Annotated in this window: 24 protein-coding genes; 3 read left to right on the forward strand and 21 right to left on the reverse strand. The window is 52.5% G+C overall.

Annotation, left to right across the window (positions count from 1 at the left end; genetic code table 11):
- Positions 1-60: 60 nt before the first annotated feature.
- The 11 genes from sigF to ald all read right to left on the reverse strand — a co-directional run bounded on the left by sigF (position 61) and on the right by ald (position 9494).
- A complete protein-coding gene (gene sigF, locus BM412_RS14495; protein WP_091219142.1) occupies positions 61-816 on the reverse strand; it encodes an RNA polymerase sporulation sigma factor SigF in 756 nt (251 codons plus the stop codon).
- Positions 817-836: 20 nt separating this feature from the next.
- Complete coding sequence (gene spoIIAB / locus BM412_RS14500; protein ID WP_091219145.1) at positions 837-1283, reverse strand: anti-sigma F factor; 447 nt, start codon at positions 1281-1283, stop codon at positions 837-839.
- Positions 1280-1633, reverse strand: coding sequence for an anti-sigma F factor antagonist (gene spoIIAA, locus BM412_RS14505; protein WP_090976827.1), 354 nt, complete (start codon positions 1631-1633; stop codon positions 1280-1282). Before spoIIAA ends, spoIIAB begins: the two co-directional genes overlap by 4 nt.
- A gap of 209 nt (positions 1634-1842) precedes the next feature.
- The gene (locus tag BM412_RS14510; protein WP_091219149.1) at positions 1843-3033 is read right to left on the reverse strand and encodes a D-alanyl-D-alanine carboxypeptidase family protein; all 1191 of its coding nucleotides are present in this window, start codon (positions 3031-3033) and stop codon (positions 1843-1845) included.
- 219 nt (positions 3034-3252) lie between these two features.
- On the reverse strand, positions 3253-4581 hold the full coding sequence (locus BM412_RS14515) for a pyrimidine-nucleoside phosphorylase (protein WP_091219152.1): 1329 nt from the start codon (positions 4579-4581) through the stop codon (positions 3253-3255).
- A 48-nt stretch (positions 4582-4629) separates the two neighbouring features.
- Complete coding sequence (locus BM412_RS14520; RefSeq protein ID WP_091219154.1) at positions 4630-4803, reverse strand: aspartyl-phosphate phosphatase Spo0E family protein; 174 nt, start codon at positions 4801-4803, stop codon at positions 4630-4632.
- Positions 4804-4914: 111 nt separating this feature from the next.
- Complete coding sequence (locus BM412_RS14525) at positions 4915-5739, reverse strand: purine-nucleoside phosphorylase (protein WP_256256307.1); 825 nt, start codon at positions 5737-5739, stop codon at positions 4915-4917.
- Between the two features lie 65 nt (positions 5740-5804).
- Positions 5805-6980 carry a phosphopentomutase gene (locus BM412_RS14530; RefSeq protein WP_091219159.1) on the reverse strand — a complete coding sequence of 392 codons (1176 nt, stop codon included), beginning with the start codon at positions 6978-6980 and terminating at the stop codon, positions 5805-5807.
- A gap of 7 nt (positions 6981-6987) precedes the next feature.
- On the reverse strand, positions 6988-7896 hold the full coding sequence (gene xerD, locus BM412_RS14535; protein WP_091220507.1) for a site-specific tyrosine recombinase XerD: 909 nt from the start codon (positions 7894-7896) through the stop codon (positions 6988-6990).
- A 100-nt stretch (positions 7897-7996) separates the two neighbouring features.
- A complete protein-coding gene (locus BM412_RS14540) occupies positions 7997-8230 on the reverse strand; it encodes a DUF4227 family protein (protein ID WP_091219162.1) in 234 nt (77 codons plus the stop codon).
- A 121-nt stretch (positions 8231-8351) separates the two neighbouring features.
- Positions 8352-9494, reverse strand: a complete 1143-nt coding sequence (gene ald / locus BM412_RS14545; RefSeq protein WP_091220509.1) for an alanine dehydrogenase — start codon at positions 9492-9494, stop codon at positions 8352-8354.
- Positions 9495-9701: 207 nt separating this feature from the next.
- On the opposite strand from ald, the gene BM412_RS14550 reads away from it, so the two are divergent.
- Positions 9702-10994 (forward strand): S8 family peptidase, encoded by a 1293-nt coding sequence (locus tag BM412_RS14550; RefSeq protein WP_177245832.1) that lies wholly within the window; start codon positions 9702-9704, stop codon positions 10992-10994.
- A 107-nt stretch (positions 10995-11101) separates the two neighbouring features.
- Here the strand turns inward: BM412_RS14550 and BM412_RS14555 are convergent, their stop codons facing one another.
- From BM412_RS14555 to BM412_RS14570, 4 genes are all read right to left on the reverse strand, one after another.
- Entirely contained in the window at positions 11102-11566 is a 465-nt protein-coding gene (locus BM412_RS14555) for a ferric iron uptake transcriptional regulator (protein ID WP_090976842.1), read from the reverse strand.
- Between the two features lie 99 nt (positions 11567-11665).
- Positions 11666-12310, reverse strand: a complete 645-nt coding sequence (gene spoIIM, locus BM412_RS14560) for a stage II sporulation protein M (RefSeq protein ID WP_091219168.1) — start codon at positions 12308-12310, stop codon at positions 11666-11668.
- A gap of 72 nt (positions 12311-12382) precedes the next feature.
- Positions 12383-13609 (reverse strand): endonuclease Q family protein, encoded by a 1227-nt coding sequence (locus tag BM412_RS14565; RefSeq protein ID WP_256256308.1) that lies wholly within the window; start codon positions 13607-13609, stop codon positions 12383-12385.
- A 2-nt stretch (positions 13610-13611) separates the two neighbouring features.
- Positions 13612-14169 carry an NUDIX hydrolase gene (locus tag BM412_RS14570; protein ID WP_091219171.1) on the reverse strand — a complete coding sequence of 186 codons (558 nt, stop codon included), beginning with the start codon at positions 14167-14169 and terminating at the stop codon, positions 13612-13614.
- Between the two features lie 101 nt (positions 14170-14270).
- Here BM412_RS14570 and mciZ point away from each other — a divergent pair, with 101 nt between their 5' ends.
- Complete coding sequence (mciZ, locus tag BM412_RS14575; RefSeq protein WP_091219173.1) at positions 14271-14435, forward strand: Z-ring formation inhibitor MciZ; 165 nt, start codon at positions 14271-14273, stop codon at positions 14433-14435.
- Between the two features lie 89 nt (positions 14436-14524).
- Here the strand turns inward: mciZ and BM412_RS14580 are convergent, their stop codons facing one another.
- The 6 genes from BM412_RS14580 to lpdA all read right to left on the reverse strand — a co-directional run bounded on the left by BM412_RS14580 (position 14525) and on the right by lpdA (position 21563).
- Positions 14525-15658, reverse strand: a complete 1134-nt coding sequence (locus BM412_RS14580) for a M20/M25/M40 family metallo-hydrolase (protein ID WP_091219176.1) — start codon at positions 15656-15658, stop codon at positions 14525-14527.
- Positions 15659-15801: 143 nt separating this feature from the next.
- Entirely contained in the window at positions 15802-16524 is a 723-nt protein-coding gene (gene lipB / locus BM412_RS14585) for a lipoyl(octanoyl) transferase LipB (protein WP_091219178.1), read from the reverse strand.
- 17 nt (positions 16525-16541) lie between these two features.
- Positions 16542-17930 (reverse strand): dihydrolipoamide acetyltransferase family protein, encoded by a 1389-nt coding sequence (locus tag BM412_RS14590; protein WP_177245833.1) that lies wholly within the window; start codon positions 17928-17930, stop codon positions 16542-16544.
- Positions 17931-17969: 39 nt separating this feature from the next.
- Positions 17970-18953, reverse strand: coding sequence for an alpha-ketoacid dehydrogenase subunit beta (locus BM412_RS14595; protein WP_091219183.1), 984 nt, complete (start codon positions 18951-18953; stop codon positions 17970-17972).
- Between the two features lies 1 nt (position 18954).
- Entirely contained in the window at positions 18955-19989 is a 1035-nt protein-coding gene (locus tag BM412_RS14600) for a thiamine pyrophosphate-dependent dehydrogenase E1 component subunit alpha (RefSeq protein ID WP_091219185.1), read from the reverse strand.
- Between the two features lie 146 nt (positions 19990-20135).
- On the reverse strand, positions 20136-21563 hold the full coding sequence (lpdA, locus tag BM412_RS14605; RefSeq protein ID WP_091219187.1) for a dihydrolipoyl dehydrogenase: 1428 nt from the start codon (positions 21561-21563) through the stop codon (positions 20136-20138).
- Positions 21564-21724: 161 nt separating this feature from the next.
- Between lpdA and BM412_RS14610 the strand changes: the two genes are divergently transcribed.
- A complete protein-coding gene (locus BM412_RS14610; protein ID WP_091219189.1) occupies positions 21725-22018 on the forward strand; it encodes a DUF2627 domain-containing protein in 294 nt (97 codons plus the stop codon).
- Positions 22019-22078 lie beyond the last annotated feature (60 nt).

The raw sequence follows: 22078 nt of genomic DNA on the forward strand, positions 1-22078 counted from the left end.
CAAACACAGCAAAAAAAGCCAAATGGCCCCTTCGGGCAATTTGGCTTTGATCAGCAGCGTTCATTGCGCAATTTGATTGCGGATCAGCTGCAATATTTTTTTCTCCAGCCGGGATACCTGGACCTGCGAGATACCGAGCCTCGCGGCGACCTCCGACTGCGTTTGGTCACGATAGTACCTGAGAAATACGATGAGCCGCTCCCGCTCCGATAAGCCTCCGATCGCTTCGTTCAGCGCCAGCTTGTCAAACCAACGCTCTTGCGAATCATCGGCAATTTGATCCATCAGCGTGATCGGATCACCGTCATTCTCAAACACCGTCTCGTGAATAGACGTTGGCGGCTTATTCGCCTCCTGCGCGAAGACGACATCCTCCGGCGTGATGCCAAGCCGTTCCGCCACTTCTTTAATCGTGGGAAGACGACCCAGCACCTTAGACAGCTCATCCTTGGTCTTGCGCACCTTATTAGCCGTCTCTTTCAACGAGCGGCTAACTTTAAGCGTGCCGTCATCCCGAAGGAAGCGCTGAATTTCGCCGATGATCATCGGCACCGCATAGGTGGAAAATTTCACCTCATAGGAGAGATCGAACTTATCGACCGATTTGAGCAAGCCGATGCAGCCGATCTGGAACAAATCTTCCGGTTCATAGCCACGCCCCATAAACCGCTGAACTACGGACCATACGAGCCGGATGTTGCATTGCACGAGCGTATCGCGCGCGAGCGTGTCTCCCGATTGACTAAGCGCAATGAGCCGCTTGACCTCGGAGTCATCCAAATAAGGCTGCGCCGTTGTTTTCATATCGACATCCATGCGGTCCAACCCCTATGCGCCTAATTAAAAAGCGCTTTTTTCGATTCAATGCGCTTTGTCATCGCGATCGACGTTCCGTTGCCCGGCTCGCTGTACACATCGAAGCCATCCATGAAGTTCTCCATAATGGTAAACCCCATGCCTGAGCGTTCCATTTCCGGTTTGGAGGTATAAAGAGGCTGGCGCGCAAGGTCCAAATCCTCAATGCCCCTGCCCTTGTCTTGGACGGTAAGCTTCACGATATCCCCGTCAATGAAGCCTTCGATCGTAACGACGCCGTTCGGATCGCTGTCATAGCCGTGAATTATCGCATTGGTCACCGCTTCGGAGATAGCCGTCTTCAGATCATTCAGTTCCTCCATTGTCGGGTCCAGCTGAGATACGAAAGCCGCAACCGCAACACGCGCGAACGCTTCATTCTCCGAACGTGCGGAGAAAGACAGTGTCATCTCATTTCTTCCGTTCATGAAACGACCTCCAAACTTGTGAGCGCGAGCCGCTCGTTCTCGTGAATCGGCAATATTTTGAACAATCCCGACAGTTCGAACAGCCGGTAGACGCTCTGATTCACGTCACAAACGACCATTTTGCCGCCTCTGGCCTTGAGCTGCTTATACCGGCCGAGAATAACGCCAAGCCCTGAGCTGTCCATGAACTGCAAATCCTTCAGGCTGAGAATGATATGGGCGCTGTTGCCATGCAGAATCGCTTCTTCCATCTTGAACCGGACAACATCCGCGGTATGGTGATCAAGCTCTCCCCGCAGTCTAACGATCAGTACATTTCGATAATGCTCCAATTCAATCTGAAGACTCATAATGTTGTTCACTCCTAACGATTATTGCCCTGCTATTGCGGAGCACAAGCTACCCACCTGCCAAGGGAAGACACGAGTCGATGGATAAGTTAGTGTTGAACAAGCAATTCTACGCTTCAGCTTTCATTTCCTGCCCCCCGACAAAACTAGAAGCAGAGCGCTAGAAGCAGACAAATACCGCGCCTTAGCACTGTCCGTAAACGACAAATTTATTTAAATAAGCTGCCGCAAGACCGTTTGAACAACGTCCACCAACCGGCACGCTCCACCGTAGCAGGCGAATCCACCGCGAACTCCGTCAGCACTTGATCGCCTTGGAATACGATCAGCTTACCGATCGGTTCATTGATGGTAACAGGCGCCTTGAGCGGGTTAAGCTGCAATTGATAACGAATGTCCTTCACCGAACTGCCTTTCTTCAGCAGCACGCTGTAAGAATGCTTCGCCGTCAGTTTCAGCTCAGGCAATACGCCTTTCTCAACAGGTACAACCCCCATCGCGTCGCCCTTCTGGAAGATCGTATGGTTCATGTACTGCGCGAACGAGTAATCAAACATTTGCGAAACTTCGGCATTGCGCGTTTTCGTATTCGGCTCTCCCATAACGACGGCGATAACCCGAAGATTGTCACGGCGGGCAGTAGCCGTCAGGCAAAATTTCGCTTCGCTCGTAAAACCGGTTTTGAGGCCGTCGGCTCCCGTATAGAAACGGACAAGCTTATTGGTGTTTACCAGCCAGAACGGTTTCTCGCTGGATTTACGCAGGTAGTCCTGGTACAGCCCGGTATATTTCGTAATCTCGCTATGCTTCAACAGCTCTCTCGACATCACTGCAATGTCATGCGCTGACGAATAATGATCCGTGGCCGGAAGCCCGTTGCAATTGTTAAAATGGGTGTTCTTGAGGCCAAGCTCGGCAGCGCGCTTATTCATCATGTCGACAAATGCGGCTTCCGTTCCGGCGATTTTCTCTGCCATAGCTACAGAAGCATCGTTACCTGATGCAAGCGCGATGCCCTTCAGCATCTCGTCAACGCTCATTTGCTCGCCCGGCTCCAAGAAAATTTGCGAGCCTCCCATAGATGCGGCGTAGTCGCTCGTGGAAACTTTGTCTGTCAGCTTAATCCGGCCTTCATCCAGCGATTCCATGATAAGCAGCATCGTCATGACCTTCGTAATGCTGGCAGGCGGCAAGGCGGCATGGCTGTTCTTCTCATAAATAATCGTTCCGCTGTCTGCGTCCATAAGAATCGCGGAGCGGGCTGACGGAGCCAAATCCGCTGCGCCGGCAGGTGCGGCATTCGGCGCTGCTCCTTCTTTCGCTAAGGCTGCGGCAGGTGCCGATAGAACGAATATCGCCGTTAAACTCATGGCGAGCAATTTCTTCCATTTGCTAATCATAGGTTGTTCTCCTCCTGAATGATGCCCGCGGCATAGCTATGGCCGCAAATCGGCTAAAATCTCATTCCTAGTGTGGACGAGTGAACAGCAAAATATTCCAATTTTTAGATCGAATATCAAAACAATCACGCAAAAAAATAGCGGCTGCTCGGGAAGAACCCGAATAGCCGCTTTGTTATTGTACTGTTTTAGGTGAAACTTAGGCTTCCTTACATTGAATTAAAACCGCTGTACGCCTTGCTCTGTCACCACCGACAGCAGAAGCGGCGACGGTGCTACCGGTTCGCTGCTGAATGTGTACGCTTGCTGCACTCGTTTGACGACCTCGCGAACGGAAGCGTTGTCCTCCCGCACATGCAGCAATGCTAACGAATCGCCTTTCTTCACGTTGTCGCCGACTTTGAGCTGCATGACCACGCCAACCGCGTAGTCGATGACGGACTCCTTCGTTGCACGGCCTGCGCCAAGCAGCATCGCAGCAAGTCCCAGCTCTTCCGCTTGAATGGCCTTCACATAACCATCCTGCTCAGCGGGAACTTCAATCACAAGCGGCGCTTGCGGCAGCAGGGACGGATCCTCAGCCACCTGAGGATTGCCGCCTTGTGCGTCTACGAACACTTTGAACTTCTCGAGTGCCGCCCCGGAAGCCAGACGATCGCGAAGCATCGCCTCCGCTTCCTTCAGATTGCTCGCCTGCCCGCCAAGCACTACCATATGCGAGCTGAGTGCCAAACAGAGAGCTGTCAAATCCTCCGGCCCTTTGCCGTGCAGCGTATCAATCGCTTCTTGTACTTCAAGCGCATTTCCGATGGCATAACCAAGCGGCTGATCCATATCGCTGATCAGCGCTGCCGTTTTTCTGCCGACCTCGGTTCCGATCGCGACCATCGCTTTGGCCAGTTCCTCGGAATCCTCCAGCGTCTTCATGAAGGCGCCGCTGCCTGTTTTCACATCGAGCACGATCGCGTCCGCGCCGGCTGCAATCTTCTTGCTCATAACCGAGCTCGCAATAAGGGGGATCGACTCCACGGTTGCCGTTACGTCTCGCAGCGCATAGAGCTTCTTGTCGGCAGGCGTCATATTGCCGCTTTGACCGACAATCGCAAGACCGATATCGTTCATCTGCGCAATGAATTCCGCGCCCGTCAGCTCCGTACGGAACCCTGCCATCGCTTCCATTTTGTCGATCGTGCCGCCCGTATGGCCAAGTCCGCGCCCCGACATCTTCGCCACCGGAACGCCGCAGGATGCGACAAGGGGGCCGATAATCAGACTTGTTTTATCACCGACGCCGCCGGTGCTGTGTTTGTCGACTTTAATGCCGCGAATCGCAGACAAATCGACTTGATCGCCCGATTCTGCCATGGCCATCGTCAAATTCGCCGTTTCTTCCGCGTTCATGCCGCGAAAAAAAACAGCCATAGCCCAGGCCGAAAGCTGATAATCCGGGATGTCGCCTTGGCTATAGCCTTTTATAAGAAATGACAGCTCGTCCTTAGAGAGCACACCGCCATTTCGTTTCTTTTGAATAATATCGACTGCTCGCAAGCGGATGAGCCTCCTTATGTACTTACCATGTTCGCAACTAGCTTCGGTTCATCTTTGGGCACTCGAGGATTTGCTTTTCTCTGCCTGCACTTTGACGATCAACTGGTCAAGCGTCTGGCTAAGCTGGATCACGTCACGGTGAAGAAAGGTTTCCTTGCGCATCGCAGCTGCCACCAATTGTCCTCGCAGTCTTTCCAGTCGAACATAACTTTGATTGTCCATGGAATGCAATCCCCACTTTATAGTGTACTATCTGTCACGGACATTATACGACGACAAGCGGACAAAGAATGTCATAATCAGTCGAGGCCTTTATTACATTTTTGTTACAGCCTACATCAGCGGAATAATGCCGTTGACTAGGCCGAGGAACCTTGATTTTACACGTTCCGTCGTTTCCATGACTTCATCATGCGACAGCGGCTGATCCAGAATACCCGAAGCCATGTTGCTGATACAAGAGATGCCAAGCACTTCTATGCCGGAATGACTTGCCGCAATAACCTCGGAAACCGTCGACATGCCGACAGCATCCGCTCCCAATATACGCATCATGCGAATTTCCGCAGGCGTCTCGTAGGATGGTCCAAGCACAGCGATGTACACGCCTTCTTGCAGCGTGAAGCCTTGCTCCAGCGCCACATCTCTAGCCAGCTCGCGCAAACGTTTGCTGTAAGGCTGCGACATGTCCGGGAAACGAACGCCAAGCTCCTTGTCGTTAGGTCCAACCAGCGGGTTGTGGCCTTGGAAGTTAATGTGATCGCTGATCAGCATGAGATCACCCGGATTGTAGGTCGTGTTAACGCCGCCTGCCGCATTCGTAACCACCAGCTTCGCAGCGCCGATAGCTTTCATGACGCGCACCGGGAAAGCCGTCAAATCAGGGCCATAGCCTTCATACAAGTGAAACCGTCCGCGCATCAGAACAACCGGACGACCGGAAAGCTTGCCGATCATCAGTTCGCCTGCATGACCTTCCACGGTCGAGATCGGAAAATGCGGGATTTCATGATAGGGAATGACGACGGCCTCTTCGATGTAATCGCCAAGTATGCCAAGTCCGGAACCCATGATAAGGCCGACTTCCGGTTTGATGGAAATTTTAGAATTAATGTACGCTGCCGCTTCTTGAATATGGGATGCTTTGAGTGTGTTCACGATGATGAACCTCCTGTAATTGTTGTCGACTTGCAGTATTACCTTAAACGGGTATGGATGATCGTTCAGTTCAGCTCATTCAAAAATGATACGCCGTTGTCCGGACGCTTCACACCGAAGTTATCGGCAATGGTGGCTGCGACGTCTGCGAAGGTGGAACGAATGCCGAGCGATCCCGGCGTCTTCAAAGCCGGCCCGTATACCAGCAGCGGTACATATTCTCTCGTATGGTCGGTACCGGAATAAGTCGGATCATTGCCATGATCGGCTGTTACGATGAGCAAATCCCGCTCCCCAAGCCGCTTCGTCAGCTCCGGTACGCTGTGGTCAAACGCTTCGAGCGCGCCGGCATATCCTTGCGGGTCACGACGATGGCCATAGAGCGAATCGAAATCGACCAAGTTCGTAAAGAGCAATCCTTTGAACGGTTTATCCAACGCAGCGATGGTCTTCTGCACACCATCCTCGTTGCTCTTCGTATGAAGCGCCTCCGTAATGCCTTCGCTGACGAATATATCATCGATTTTGCCAACGGCAATGACGTCGAAACCGCCGTCCTTCAGCGCATTCAGCACGGTCGGTGCCGGCGGCTTCACCGCGTAATCATGGCGGTTTGCCGTCCGTTTAAAGGAACCCGGCTTGCCCGCGAAAGGCCGTGCGATGACGCGACCAACGGCATACCGCTCGTCCAGCGTGAGCTCGCGTGCAATTTCACAGGCGCGATACAGCTCCTCCAGCGGGATAATGTCTTCGTTCGCCGCAATTTGGAAGACGCTGTCCGCACTCGTGTAGACAATCCATTTGCCTGAATTCAACTGCTCTTCGCCCAGCTCGTCCATGATATCGGTGCCGCTGGCCGATTTATTGCCAAGCACGCCGCGGCCAGTCCGAGCTTCGAATTCGCTGAGCAGCTCATCAGGGAACCCGTCCGGGAACGTCCGGAAGGGCACGGTCACCTTTAAGCCCGCGATTTCCCAGTGGCCTGTCATCGTATCTTTACCAACGGAAACCTCAGCCATTTTGCCATAGTACGCTAATGCCTCTGCATCCGGCTTCCAGCTGCCGAGTGGAGCGATGCGATCCAGGCCCCAGCTGCGAAGATGCGGCATCTGCAGCTCCGGCACCTCTTGCAAAATATGGCCCAGCGTATGAGAACCTACATCGCCAAATGCCGGTGCATCGGGAAGCTCGCCGATTCCGACGCTGTCGAGCACGATTACTGTAATACGGTCAAACTTCATAGCCTGATCACTCCGAATTCATTTGTTTACTTCTGGCCCGCGGATGTGCCAGGTTGTACACCTCTTTGATGCGCGGCTTAGTCACCTGCACATACACCTGGGTTGTGGAAATATCGGCATGGCCGAGCATTTCTTGCACGGCACGTAAATCTGCGCCGTTCTCCAGCAGATGAGCGGCGAAGGAGTGCCGCAGCGTGTGCGGCGTCATTTCACCCTCGATGCCCGCTTCTGCGGCGTATTTCTTTAAGATTTTCCAGAAGCCTTGCCGAGTCATTCTGGCCCCTTGCTGATTGAGAAACAGAGCTGTATCGTCGTTCTTGCGCAGCTTCACACGCACCTGTTCCAGATAGACGGTCAGCGCCTCCGTCGCAACGTGACCAAGAGGAATGATTCGCTCTTTGGTTGCGGAGCCGATACAACGAATGAAGCCCATCGGCAAGTTAATATGCTCATCATCTAAAGAGATAAGTTCAGATACACGGATCCCCGTTGCATAGAGTACCTCCAGCATGGCAAGATCGCGTTTACCGGCATTCGTTTCGGGATCCGGTGCGGCGAGGAGCCTCTCCACATCCGAGATCGCGACGATTTTGGGCAGACGCTTCTCTTGCTTGGGCATCTCCAAATGGATCGACGGATCGCTCTGCATATGCCGCTGCATAATTAAATAGTGAAAAAAAGCTCTGATCGAGACCATATGCCTGGAAACAGTCGCAACCGCCCGTCCCTGCTGCTTCAGCTGAAGCATGTAGAGAGAGAGGTGGTGTTTCTGGATGCCTTCCACAGTCGAAATGCCCTGACTCTCCGCATAATCCAGAAATAAGGACAAATCCCGCTCATAGGACGACAATGTATTGGCAGACAGCCTCCGCCCTTCCTGTAAATACTGTATAAATGTTCGCAGATGCACTCTCATGGGTCGTTCCTTTCCCGGATAAACAGCTTCAGCAGGTATTCCTGCTATATTCCACAAAGCTGCTTAATCTCCTGCCAAAGGAAGCCAAATCACCTGCATCCTATTCGCCATACCAGTAAAATAACCGAAGTTTGTCATAAATGCTGCTTGCGTCCACCTGGAACGGCTCTTCGTTGAATACCTTCAAAGCTTGGCCCTGCGGAACTCGGTATGGATCCTGAGGGGTTATCCAAACGGCGATAAACCTGCAGCCGCCATACATCGTAATTGTGAGGAAACAGAGCAGCAGCACAAAAAATATCCGTCTCAGCCACCTGCGAACCGACACCACCATCGCGAATTCCCCTTTTCCCAAAAGCGAAGAATGGGCAGCCTTTCCCGTTTGCAGACGGGCAAATGGTTGTCCTTTACAACACCTTATGAGCAGGAACGATGAATCATGCCTAGGCACCGGGCTAGCTTAGTTTATCGAAAGGTACGCTTTCAAGCAATTGACTCATGCTAATGTACGGCATGTTTACCGCTTCAGCGACCTGCGGATGGGTAACGCGGCCTTTGTACGTGTTTACACCTTTACGAAGCGGCTCGTTCGCACGCACTGCTTCTTCCAGCCCCTTGCCGGCAAGCTCCAACGCATAAGGCATCGTCACGTTCGTCAGCGCAAGCGTAGAGGTCCGCGGAACGGCTCCCGGCATATTGGCAACCGCATAATGGAGAACTCCGTGTTTCTCATAGACAGGATCCTTATGCGTCGTTACACGGTCGATCGTCGCGATCGTTCCCCCTTGGTCAACGGCAACGTCCACGATGACGGCACCTTTCTTCATCGTCTTGACCATTTCTTCGGTGACCAAATGCGGCGCTCTGGCACCCGGAATCAGCACGGCTCCGATCAAGAGGTCTGCTTTCTTCACAGCGCTCGCAATGTTGTAGGGATTCGACATTAATGTGCGAATGCGGCCTTCAAACACCTCGTCGATATAACGCATCCGATCGGCGCTCCGCTCCAGAATAACGACGCTGGCGCCCATTCCAAGGGCAATCCGAGCAGCATTCGTACCGACAATGCCGCCGCCAAGGATGATTACTTCAGCGGGCGGAACACCGGGTACGCCGCCAAGCAATATGCCGCGTCCGCCGTAGAAGGCTTCCAGGAATTGCGAGCCGACTTGCACCGCCATTCTGCCTGCTACCTCGCTCATCGGCGTGAGCAGCGGCAAGCTGCCATTTGGCATCTGAATCGTTTCATAAGCAACCCCTGAGACATCCTTCTCAATCAGCGCTTTTGTCAGATCGGGCGCTGCGGCTAAATGCAGATACGTGAACAGCAGCAGTCCTTCGCGGAAATAACCGAATTCCTCCGGCAGCGGCTCCTTCACCTTCATAATCATTTCCGCTTTAGCCCATACATCCTTCGCCGTCGGCAAGATGGCCGCGCCTTCCGCTACATAGGCTTCATCCGTAAAGCTGCTGCCTTCACCGGCACCGCTTTCGACCACGACCTCGTGTCCGGCAGCCTTCAGCATTCCCGCTCCTGCAGGGGTTAGCGCAACTCGATACTCGCTTGCTTTGATTTCTTTCGGCACGCCGATAATCATATGCATCTCCCTCTCCGTCTCCTTGATTCTTCATATGCAGGCAGAGGACGGGTTGACAGTCCTCCCTGATACTTTCTCTCGCGGAACGGAAAATATGTACCAGCGTATCAGCATCTACCCATGCCCTTGTACGAATGTCTCCATACACTGGAGTATTGGTTCCTGCACCGATTGGAAGTTCAGTCTATCGTTAAAGGAGGAGCATCTTTGCCAAATGTTGAACGGCTGCTGCTCAGCTGCTCAAAAGGCAGATCATCAGGTCATACTACGCGTAAATTAATCGGATTCAAATCGCAATCGCAGTATACGCAATGTCTCAAAGAGCTTGCCAAATACGGCATCCGACCGGTTAAGAGCATTCGCCGCAACCGGGTTATCTGCTGTCACGTCGACAGCCGACGTACCCAGCAGCTGCAATCGCTTGCCCAGCATCCGAATGTCAGCTACGTCGAGCCCGATTTCAAGCTCCATGCACATGGTTTCCAGGTGCAGCCCGAGGCGAAGAACGCGAAGGTTCGCATCCGTGCAAAAGCTTCTCTCTACACGAGAAAAAACTTGCGAACGCGCGGCGCAGGCAAAGGAAAGCTGCACTCGGATTCGTCCTCAAGCAGTGTAGGCTGGAATCTCTCGCAAATTGAAGCGAATAAAGTATGGTCAGCCACGAAAGGCAAAGGCGCAGGAATCGCCATTATCGATACAGGTATTGCCAAGCATTCCGACCTCCGCATATGCGGAGGCGTCAATACGATGGGTGGTTCATCCTACATTGACGACAATGGCCATGGCACGCATGTGGCAGGTATCGCGGCGGCAGTCGGCGCCAATGGCATGCTGCAGGGCGTAGCTCCTCGTGCCAGGTTATACGCCGTCAAGGCATTGGATGCCAGCGGTGCAGGGTATGTATCCGATATTATCAAAGGCATCGACTGGTGCATCTCCAAGAAGATCCCCATCATCAATATGAGTCTCGGACTGGAAGGCGAAACAAGCAGCGCGCTCAAGGAAGCGGTACAGCGGGCAAGACAAAGCGGCATTATTGTCGTTGCTTCGGCAGGAAACAGCGGAACAAGCACAGGCCGCATTGATCAGCCTGCCCGGTATTCAACGGCACTCGCAGTTGCCGCTTCTACCCGCAATGGGAAGGTCGCAAATTATAGCAGCCGCGGTTACGGCATCGATGTCACCGCACCGGGCAGCTATATTAAATCAACATCGCTGGGCGGCGGCTATCAAGTGTTATCCGGCACGAGCATGTCCAGTCCTCATGTGGCAGGCGGCGTTGCGCTATTGAAGTCGCTTGATCCTTCACTTGGTCCTTCGACGATCACGAAGCGGCTTCGAGCTTCAGCCAAACGAATTTCGAACTACTCCTATAAAGCACAGGGTTATGGGATTATGCAGCTTGGAGGAGCAACCTCTTATTCCTCCTCCGAGCAATCGACGGAGGCGGCATCGCGCAAATCCAAATCCGGTCATAAGTCCAGAAGGAAGAGATCCTAATAGAGCAGGTAGCGAATTAAGCGAATTAACCATAGAAACGCGCACAAAAAACTCCCTTTAACAGTGTTGCTCAGCATGAGCGCTGAGAACACTGCAGAAGGGAGTGTTTAGTTTTCGACCTTAAGTGCATCGTTCTTCGCTTTGCAATTGACGCATATTCCTTGAAAATCAAGGCGATGGTCCAGAACCGTAAACCCATATTCCCGCTCAAGTCGCTCTTCGAGCGGCCCAAGCCAATCTTCCAATATTTCACTCATGGTTCCGCATTGCACGCAGATGAGGTGATGATGATGATGTTTGTTGTTGTCTGCCCGTAAATCGTACCGCGCAACGCCATCCCCAAAATTCATCTTCTCCACGACATGCAGCTCGCTCAGCAGCTCCAATGTCCGATATACGGTTGCTAATCCAATCTCCGGCGCGATGTCTTTGACGAGCATGAACACGTCCTCCGCGCTAAGATGATCCTCTTCATTCTCCAGAAGCACGCGAACTGTAGCTTCTCGCTGCGGGGTCAGCTTGTACCCCTGCGACTGCAGTTGCTGCTTAATCTTATCAATCCGGGATTCCATGGCTTCCCCCCTCATACCTGACTTGTGCCATAATCACGGAATCGGTTTGCTCTTATTATAGGTGCTCATAACGAACAAAGTCAATTTTTTTTAGAATCATTACAATCCAGCGCTGACTCCCGCGATCAGCGGAGCGGCCCATTTCAGCAGCAGCGGAGTCACATAACACTCTATCGCAGCAGCACCGAGAATGATGACCAACATCATGGCAGCGCTTGAAGTGAAGGCAACCAGCGGCTGGCTTAACGTTCCGAAACGGCCCAAAAGACGGTTCTTCACTACATAGAGACCGAAGGAAATAGCCGACACGCTAATGATAAGAAATGCCGGAACTGCCAATAAGTTTGGCGGTGCAACAGAAGCAAGCGAGAAGATCAGCCCCTTCCACGCAAATTGCCTCACCAACGTGCCGATCGCGAAACCGACCAATACGCCTTTCAGAAAATCAAGCGCCAGCACAAGCGGCATCCCCACGACTGTGAGGCCGAGCACCCAGATAAGCAGCAGCCATTTGGCATGAAACCAGGCACGGTCCCAGTACGAATCTCCGTCGCTCTGTAAGGCGCCTTCTTGGATATGGTGGATGAATCGCTCTACATCCCCGGCCAAGTTTTGCTGCTGATCCAGTGTCAGCGCATTAACGAGCAGAGCGCCGAACACGACCCCTACGACAAATAATACGGACACGAATACATAAAGCGTCAGTTGATCCTTCATATTCGGCTGGAGCGCGGTTGTTCGCATGGCATATCCCCCTAAACCCAGATGGTTCAGTGTATGTCCAAGCCTCCGCTGCTATGACGGTCTGCAGGCAGCTTACGACTTTCGGCTTACCGCAACTTTGCCGTAGTTGCCGCCGCCGCCCGCTTGCAGCTTTAGCGAGCCGGTGCGAGCGTCTGCGATAACCGCTGCCGCTGATTCGCCCGCGATCTCAGCAATTGCCTCTGTCGGTGCGTCATGAAGAATGTTCATTTCCGTGCCAAACTGATCCAGCAGCTTGGACAATGTCTTCGGACCGATTCCCGGGATAAATTCCAGCGGTACTTGATAGATGTAACGCGGGCGATCTCGCGGCACTACAGGCTCACTTCGACCCGCTTTGGCCCCGAGCTCCATAATTCGGTCCAATACCCCGCGGACTTGCTTGAGGCTCCCGCATTGCAAGCAGCGCTCGGCATCCTGCGTATCCTCGGCGAGCGAACCGCAATTCACACAATACGTGCGATGGTACTTGCCGAGTACCGGATTTAATCCGTAATTGGCTGTAATTGCCCGCCCCCCAGCCCCTTCAAGCGCAAGCTTCAGCTCCTGAAAGGATGGCTCTTGAAGGGTTAGCTCATTATATTCGCGGCCGATCTTCGATAAGGAATGCGCGTCTGAATTCGTCAGGAATGGGAGGGTATCGAGTTCGGGGATGAACCCTGCCATCTCGCTGTCTGAACTTAATCCGAGCTCTACGGCATCGACCAGGTTCGGATCGAGCGTATCTTGAAGCTGATCGGAGCAGCTGCCGAACAAGCTCTTATGCGGCGTGAAGATATGAGCCGGGATGAACAGCCCGCCTCGTCCCTTCACTTCCGCTTGCAGCTCGCGGGATGGCACATATAAGCGCTGTGAGCTGAGCTGGACGTTGCGCATCGAGCGGGACATCCACTTCGTGAACGACTGCATTTCCGCAAAGTCCGGCAGATAGATCAGATGATGGGCCGTGCCGAAGCCGGCATCGCGGACCTCGATTTCAGCGCCAAGCAGAATGGTCGTATCTCGGTAGCGAATACCGCCGCCGCTAATTTCAGTCATCTCTCCGGAATCGAGCAAGGACTCGATATCGCGCTGTACGCCGGGCGAATGGCTGTCGATTACTCCAAGCAAACCGATGCCTTTGCGAACCGCAGCCTCATAAGCAATGTTGCGGAAGGTTAGATCCTTACTGCCGCTGATCTTAACCGGTTCGCCACGCTCCGTCCGCCCGATATGCAGATGAAGATCGGCAAATACGCGACTCGCTTTCCCTTGTAATGCCGTCGCTTCCACGGTCGTCACCTTTAGATCTCTCCCGTAAGTCTGTAGATGTGCCACGCATATACGGCCAGAATCGTCTTCGCGTCGCTGATCCGCTCTTTTTTCATATACTGCTGCGCCTGCTCGAACGTAATCGCTTCTACCGCGAGAAACTCATCCTCATCCGGCGCGCTTTCGCCTTTGACAAGCTCCTCTGCGAGATAGACGTACAGCTTCTCGTCGGCGAATCCCGGTGAAGTATAGAACGCGCTTAGCGGACGAAGCTTCCCGGCGCGATATCCGGTTTCTTCTTCAAGCTCGCGTGCTGCCGCAACCATCGGATCTTCGCCGGCATCCAGCTTGCCTGCCGGAATCTCGATTTGGAATTTCTCCATGGGCTTGCGATACTGCTCAACGACGAGCATTTTATCATCGATTAGGGCCAATACGGCTGCCGCACCCGGATGTCTGACAATTTCGCGCGTGGCTGTTTTGCCATCGGGCAACTCTATCGTATCGACCTGCAGCGAAATGATTTTACCATCGAAAATCGGTTCGGTCTTCATTGTTTTCTCGCGGAATTGATCGGTTTTCTCTAACATCCCTCATCGGCTCCTTTAATGGCGATTCCTTAATTCGGTAGGCATATGTTCTCTAACTCTCTCATATCTATCTATCAGTATAGCAAAAGGGGAGATCATTCATGAAACAATACACGGTAAAAAGTTCAATGACGCTTGTCGGCAAAGCCTGGGAAATCCGTCATCAGTTGAAGCTGCTTGCCAAAGCGAGCACGAAAACAAGCCCGCTTAGCGGAAGCGGCAAATCCGGCCGCACACTCGGAGAGTATTTGCAATCGACTCGTTGATAATCGACATCTTGAATGTTCAAACAATAGAAAGGGTTGCCGCCGTAGATCCATCTACAGCGGCAACCCTTATTCGTATAGGCAAACTGTTATTCCGTCAGCTCTGCAGCCTGTTCGATAATCGCAACAACCAGCTCCGCTGTTTTCACTAAATCCTCTGCCTTGATTTGCTCGTTCGTCGTATGGATATGCTCATAGCCAATCGCCAAGTTTACGGTTGGAACGCCATGTCCGTTGAACACGTTCGCATCGCTTCCGCCGCCGGAGTGAAACAGCTTCGGCGTTCTGCCGATTTTCTCAATCGCAGCCTTCGCCAGCTCCACGACCGGATCTCCGTCGGTGAAGTTGAACGCCGGATAAATGAGCTTGCTTTCAAACTCCGCTTTGGCACCGAACTCAGCCGCAACCGCCAGAACGGTTTCGCGCATCGATTCAACCTGCTTGTCGAGTTTATCTTGTACAATGCTGCGCGCTTCCGCGTCCAGCTTCACGAAATCACAGACGATATTCGTTGCGCCGCCGCCTTCGAAACGTCCGATGTTTGCCGTTGTTTCGTGATCGATTCTGCCCAGCGACATGCGGGAAATCGCTTTACCCGCCACTTGAATGGCACTGATGCCATCCTCCGGATTAACGCCGGCATGTGCCGATTTACCGTGAATTTTGATCGTGATCTTCGCTTGCGACGGCGCAGCAACGGCAATATCGCCGATCGGCCCGTTGGAATCCAGCGCGTAACCGAACTTCGCTTTCAGCCTTTTGCTGTCGATCGCCGATGCACCTACAAGGCCGCTTTCTTCTCCAACCGTAATCACAAGCTGAATCGGACCATGAGGACGGTTCTGTTCCTTAATGACACGAATCGCTTCGAACATCGCTGCAAGTCCGGCCTTATCGTCAGCTCCGAGAATCGTCGTTCCGTCACTTCTTATGTAGCCGTCTGCGTCGAGACGCGGTTTGATTCCTTTACCCGGCACTACCGTATCCATATGGGAGGTAAAGAAAATCGTCGGTGCCTTCTCGCTGCCGTTTGCTTCTAGCATCGCGAATAAATTGCCTGCGCCGTGACCGGTAATGCTTGCCGCATCGTCTTCTTCCACAGAGAAGCCGAGCTCTTTCAGCTTTCCTGTAAGCACGTCGCAAATCTCACGCTCATATTTCGTTTCGCTGTCCACCTGGACAAGCGCCATAAATTCATCGATAATGCGTTGGTTATTAATCATCGGCTTTCCTCCGTTCATTGATTTCGTTACAATAGACTCATACTTGTACATCTCACTTATGAAAGGAGCATGCTCTCGTGCGTCCCAACCGATTGATGAAAATGTTCATCTGGCTGCTCATTGCCTCCATGCTGATCTCCACTTTACTGATTGGCGTCGGCTGGATCTTCGAATAGTCCGGTTTCTTCGATTGCTTCACAGCCAAATTGCTTACAGAAATGCGGCAGCAGCTCGTGAGCCGCTTGTTCCACGCTTAAGTTAATGCCTGTTATATCAGCAAAGGAAGTAACCGCATATTCCTGTATGCCGCAAGGAATGATGCCGCGAAATCCATCCTGCGCAATGCCTGCTTTAATATTAAGCGCGAAGCCATGGCTCGTCACGAACCCGCGTCGAGTCCTGGCTTTATTAAATTTCACGCCGATCGCCGCAATTTTGGCGTCGCCGACCCAAACACCCGTATACTCCGACTTCCGATTCGTTTCGATCCCATACCCTGCCAGCCAGTCCATAATAGCCTGCTCCAGCTGTCGCAAGTAACCATGAAGATCCAAGCCCGCTCCATCCAGGTAAAGCAGCGGATATCCTACAAGCTGACCCGGTCCATGATACGTAATATCCCCGCCGCGATCGATTTGAAACACGCCGATGCCGCGCGCTGCCAATTCTTCTTCGGAATAAAGCAGATGTTCGGGATGTTTCTGCGAACCGATCGTATAGGTCGGGGGATGCTGAAGAAGGAGCAGCGTTTCACGTCGCTCCTCCTTGTCGATTTGTTTCACGTATGCCTTCTGTAAATCCCATGCTTCGGCATAACCGAGCATGGGCGTATAGAGAACATCGATCGCTTTCACGTTCGTTGTCATAACATGTAAGCCCCGTTTCAATACAGCTTCGTATCTAGATTGAAGCTTTCCAAATTTTCTTTCACCCGCTGCAAGAAACGGCCGCAAATGACGCCGTCCAGAATCCGATGATCCAGCGACAAACAAATATTGGCCATCGAACGAACTGCGATCATATCGTTAATGACGACAGGACGCTTCACGATGGATTCACAAGTAACGATCGCCGCTTGCGGATAGTTGATGATTGGATACGACAGGATCGAACCGAACGAACCCGTATTGTTTACGGTGAACGTTCCGCCTTCCATATCGGCCAGCGTCAGCTTGCCTTCGCGGGTTTTGCGGGCCAGATCCTCAATTTCCCTTGCGAGGCCGGCTATATTTTTCTGATCGGCATTCTTTATGACCGGTACTTTAACCGCATCCTCCGTACCCACCGCAAGACCGATATGAATATCGCGCTTCACGATGATTTTGTCGACGGCCCATACCGAGTTCATGATCGGGAAGTCCTTGATCGCATTTACGACGGCTTTCACCCAGAATGCGAGGTAAGTAAGGTTGACGCCTTCACGCTTCTTGAAGTCATCCTTCAGCTTGTTGCGCAACGAGACAAGGTTCGTCACATCCACTTCCATCATCATCCATGCATGCGGAATTTCAGTGACGCTTTGGCGCATGTTACGTGCGATCGCATTGCGAACAGGGGTAACATCGATAAAGTATTCGCTTCTGCCCGGCACTTGCTGCCCTTCCACTTCGACACCGGGAATACGAGGCGTCTCCGATAAATGAAGACCGGAGGAACGAACCTGCTCTCCGCCGCTCTTATTCGACTGTTGCGTTTGCTGCGCACTGCCAAGATGTCCGGCTGCTGAACCGGCAGTTCTGGATCCGCGTCCGGATTCCACATATGTTAGCACGTCTTTGCGTGTGATCCGTCCTCCAAGACCTGTGCCTTCAATCGCAGACAGGTTCACATTATGTTCTGCTGCAAGGGACTGCACCGCAGGGGAGTAGCGATGACGCATAGAGTCATCGCCGCCTGCTTCCGCTGCCGCACCTTGGGCACGAACAGCTGCACGATCGTTGTTTCGGGCAGGAGCACCGGAAGCTGCAGGGGTACTTGCGCTGCCGGCGTTAGGCGCTGCATTCGGCGCAGCCGAACCCACTCCCTCTTCATCCATCTCGATGAGGCAAAGCGGCGTACCAACAGGTACCGTTTCGCCAGCGCCGACTAATATTCGAATCAGCGTACCTTGAATGGTCGCGGGTAGTTCTGCATTTACTTTGTCTGTAAGAATTTCACAGATCGGCTCATACATCTCGATTGAATCGCCAGGCTGCTTGAGCCATTTGTCAATCGTTGCGGAGACAAGCGATTCTGCGAGTTGTGGCATGACGACTTCCGTCACTTTCTTCATTCCGACCACTCCTAAATGTTTTGCGAAGCGACTTCGATCTTAGAATAATGCCAGCTTCTTCATCGCTTCTTTCACTTTATCTTTATTCAGCATAAAGAATTTCTCGCCCGGTGGATTAATCGGCATTGCCGGAACGTCCGGACCACATAGTCGCATAATCGGAGCATCCAGCTCATACAGCATCTCTTCTGCAATAATAGCCGAAACTTCCGCGCCAATGCCTCCGAATTTGTTGTCTTCATGAATGATGAGCACTTTTCCGGTACGGCGGGCAGCTTCCAGAACGCCTTCTTTGTCAAGCGGCTGAAGCGTACGCAAGTCGAGCACATGTGCAGATACGCCTTCTTCTGCAAGTTCCTCAGCTGCTTCGAGTACGAAGTGAAGCGGCAGACTGTAGCTGATAACCGTAATGTCGTCGCCTTCGCGAAGGACATTGGACTCGCCGATCGGGACGATATAATCGCCTTCCGGAACATCGCCGGTTACAAGCTTGTAGCATTTCTTGTTTTCAAAATAAATAACCGGGTCCGGATCGCGAACGGCTGCTTTCAGAAGCCCTTTCGCATCGTAAGCCGTGTAAGGCGCTACGATCTTAAGACCGGGTGTCCCGAAGAAGACCGATTCCGGACATTGCGAATGGTACAAGCCGCCGAAGATACCGCCGCCGATCGGCGCACGGATAACAAGCGGGCATGTCCAGTCATTATTGGAGCGATAACGGATCTTGGCCGCTTCGCTAATAATTTGATTCGTGGCCGGGAACATGAAGTCCGAATATTGCATTTCGGCGATAGGCTTCATGCCGTACATGGCCGCACCGATGGCGGCGCCGACGATGGCAGACTCCGCCAACGGGGTATCCAGTACGCGCTCTTCGCCAAACTGGCCGATAAGCCCTTTCGTCGTCGTAAACACGCCGCCTTTGTGTCCTACGTCCTCACCGAGCACGAAAACATCTTCATCGCGTTCCATTTCTTCTTTCATGGCCAAGCGGATCGCATCAATATAGTCCATTTTCGGCATGTTAGCGTCCTCCTTCGCCATGATGATCATCGGCGTAAACATGTTTCAATATATCTTCAGGTTCCGGGAATGCTGCTTGATCTCCGAAGGAGGTCGCATCATCCAGAGCCGCTTTTATCTGCTGCATCAAGGCCGCGTCGCGCTCTTCGTCCCATATTCCGCTGTCAATCAGATACTGCTTGAATTTCGGCAAGCCGTCTTTGTCGCGATGCGAATCGACTTCTTCCTTTGTTCTGTAAGCAAGATCCTCATCCGATGTGGAATGCGGCGATAAGCGGTACATCACTGCCTCTACCAGTGTCGGTCCCTCGCCGCTTGCTGCGCGTTCGCGCGCTTCTTTGACGACGCGGTACACTTCAAGCGGGTCGTTACCATCTACGCTATAGCCAGGGAAACCGTATCCAATGGCGCGATCTGCGATTTTACCGCCGATTTGCTTATGAATCGGCACCGAAATTGCATATTGATTGTTTTCGCACATGAAAATAACCGGCAGTTTATGCACTCCGGCAAAGTTGGCACCTTCGTGGAAATCTCCTTGATTGCTGGAGCCGTCGCCGAAGGTAACAAAGGATACGAAATTCTTCTTCTTCATCTTGGCAGCCAGTGCAAAACCAACTGCATGAGGCACTTGCGTTGTAACAGGGCTGGAGCCCGTTACGATACGAAGACGCTTCGCACCGAAGTGTCCCGGCATTTGGCGACCGCCGCTGTTCGGGTCAGCCGCTTTGGAGAATAGGGAAAGCATAAGCTCGCGCAATGTCATACCTACTGCAAGCACAAATGCGTAGTCGCGATAATAAGGCAAGTAATAATCTTGATTCCGATCGAGCGCGAAAGCTGCACCAACCTGTGCGGCCTCTTGACCGATACCGGATACGTGGAACTTAATTTTGCCTGCCCGCTGAAGCAGCAGACAGCGCTCATCATACCGACGAGCGGTTGTCATTAACGTGTACATTTCAATGGCTTGATCGTCCGTTAGCCCAAGCGCAGCATGTTTGGTTTGCTGCACGGCAGATTCGGATTGTGTCATGAGGGATGCCCTCCTTTTAGCTGCTATTATAACCAGGTACTAAGACTTGCCTATACCCATTATAACCGACTTTTACCGAAAAAGAAATGCTCCGTCCACTGCTGCGAATGGTGTTGTTGCTTACTATATAAAGATGCAGCTCCGACCTAAAATGCCAATGAATTACCATGAACTTCCAGCATTGCTTCGCCCAGCACTTCAGAGAGCGTCGGATGCGGGTGAATGACTTGTCCCACTTCCCATGGGGTCGCATTCAGCAGCATAGCGAGCGACGCTTCGGACAACAAATCCGTTGCATGAGGACCGATCAAATGAACGCCAAGCACATCATTCGTTTTCGCATCCGCAATGACTTTCGCGAAACCATCCGTTTCTCCCAGCACATGTGCCTTGCCAATCGCTTGGAAAGGGACTTTGCCGACTTTGATATCATGCCCTTGTTTGCGTGCTTCGTCTTCCGTCAGTCCGATGGAAGCCAGCTCCGGCTTGGAATAGATCGCTCTCGGCACTCGCGAGTGATCAGGCGCCTGTTCTTTACCGCCAAGCATATGGTCCACGGCAACAATCCCTTCATGAGCTGCCGCATGTGCCAGCTGCAAGCCGCCGTTCACATCGCCAATCGCATAAATATGAGGCTCATTCGTTTGGAAATAACCATTGACGCGGATAACCCCCTTCTCCACGCGAACGTCCGTATTCTCGAGACCGATCTCCTCGACGTTCGCTTGGCGGCCAACAGAAACAAGGAGCCGCTCCGCATTCAAGATCACCGGACCATCTGCCGTATCTGCTGTAATGGAGGCTTGTCCGTCATTATAGGTATACGTATCTAGCTTCAATTGAATACCTGTCAATATCCGTACGCCTCTGCGGCGTAATTGCTTCGTAAGCTCAGCTGATGCTTCCGCATCTTCACCCGGCAGCAGTCGCGATGCTGCTTCGATTAAGGTCACCTCTACTCCGAAGTCGATGAGCATCGATGCCCACTCTACGCCGATCACGCCCCCGCCGACGATCAAGATGGATTCCGGAAGCTCGTCCATCGTCAGCGCTTCATCGCTTGACATGATTTCGCCTTGCTTAGGTTCCAGACCCGGCAGCGAACGTGGACGCGATCCCGTTGCAATGATCAGATTCGTTGGAACGATGGTTTCCATTTCGCCATCCGGGAGCTCCACCGCTACACTTCCGCTCTTCGGCGAGAAGATGGAGGGCCCGATTACTCTGCCGCTGCCCTGCATGACCGTTATGTTATGCTTGCGCATTAAGTATTGAAGCCCTTTGTACAGACCCTCAACCGTATTCTCTTTGCGTCGTTGTACTTTAGGAAAGTCGAGCGAGATGGCTCCCTCTTCCACATGAATCCCATATGTATCAGCCTTGCGCATCGTGGCGTACACTTCTGCACTGCGGAGCAGCGCTTTACTCGGTATACAGCCTTTATGTAAGCAAGTTCCGCCAAGCTTCTCTTTCTCCACCACAATCACTTTCTTCCCTGCTTGCGCCGCTTTGATCGCAGCTGTATATCCTGCAATGCCTCCGCCGATGATGGCCAAATCGCATTGAATCGTCATTCTTGTTGCTCCTCTCCAGATCGTAAAGCCGTTTCATGTCTATTGTACCTTTTTTCAAAGCTCCTTGAAACTGCCACAAGCGATGAAATGGACAGCCTCCCCTGAAAAAGGTATGATTAAAGCATTATTGTCGTTGTTTCTGTACAGGAGGATTTATTCGCATGAAGCAAGTTACTATTCGTTTTATTGCCGTTTTGCTGCTCGTTATTCCGGGTATTGCCGCAACCTATGGATTTCTTCTCATGAAGGATGCAATCTTTCATTATTTCTCATCCTTCGGCAACGATGCCGCTGTCCATAATTTTGAATGGTGGACGTTTATTTTTGGCATGGTGCTGTTCCTGCTTGGGGTCGGTTTTATCGGAGGATGGACCTTCTTCCGCGACCGCAAACGCAATTATGTCTCATCCCGCTTTCGTGAGAAGCGGCCTCGTCCGCCTCGGCCGGGCGTTTAATTTTAGAACATAGCTGTATGACAATGTGAAAAGGCGAGCTCTCCTCTAATGGAGATGCTC

Source organism: Paenibacillus sp. BC26, assembly GCF_900116125.1.
GTDB lineage: Bacteria > Bacillota > Bacilli > Paenibacillales > Paenibacillaceae > Paenibacillus_Z > Paenibacillus_Z lignilyticus.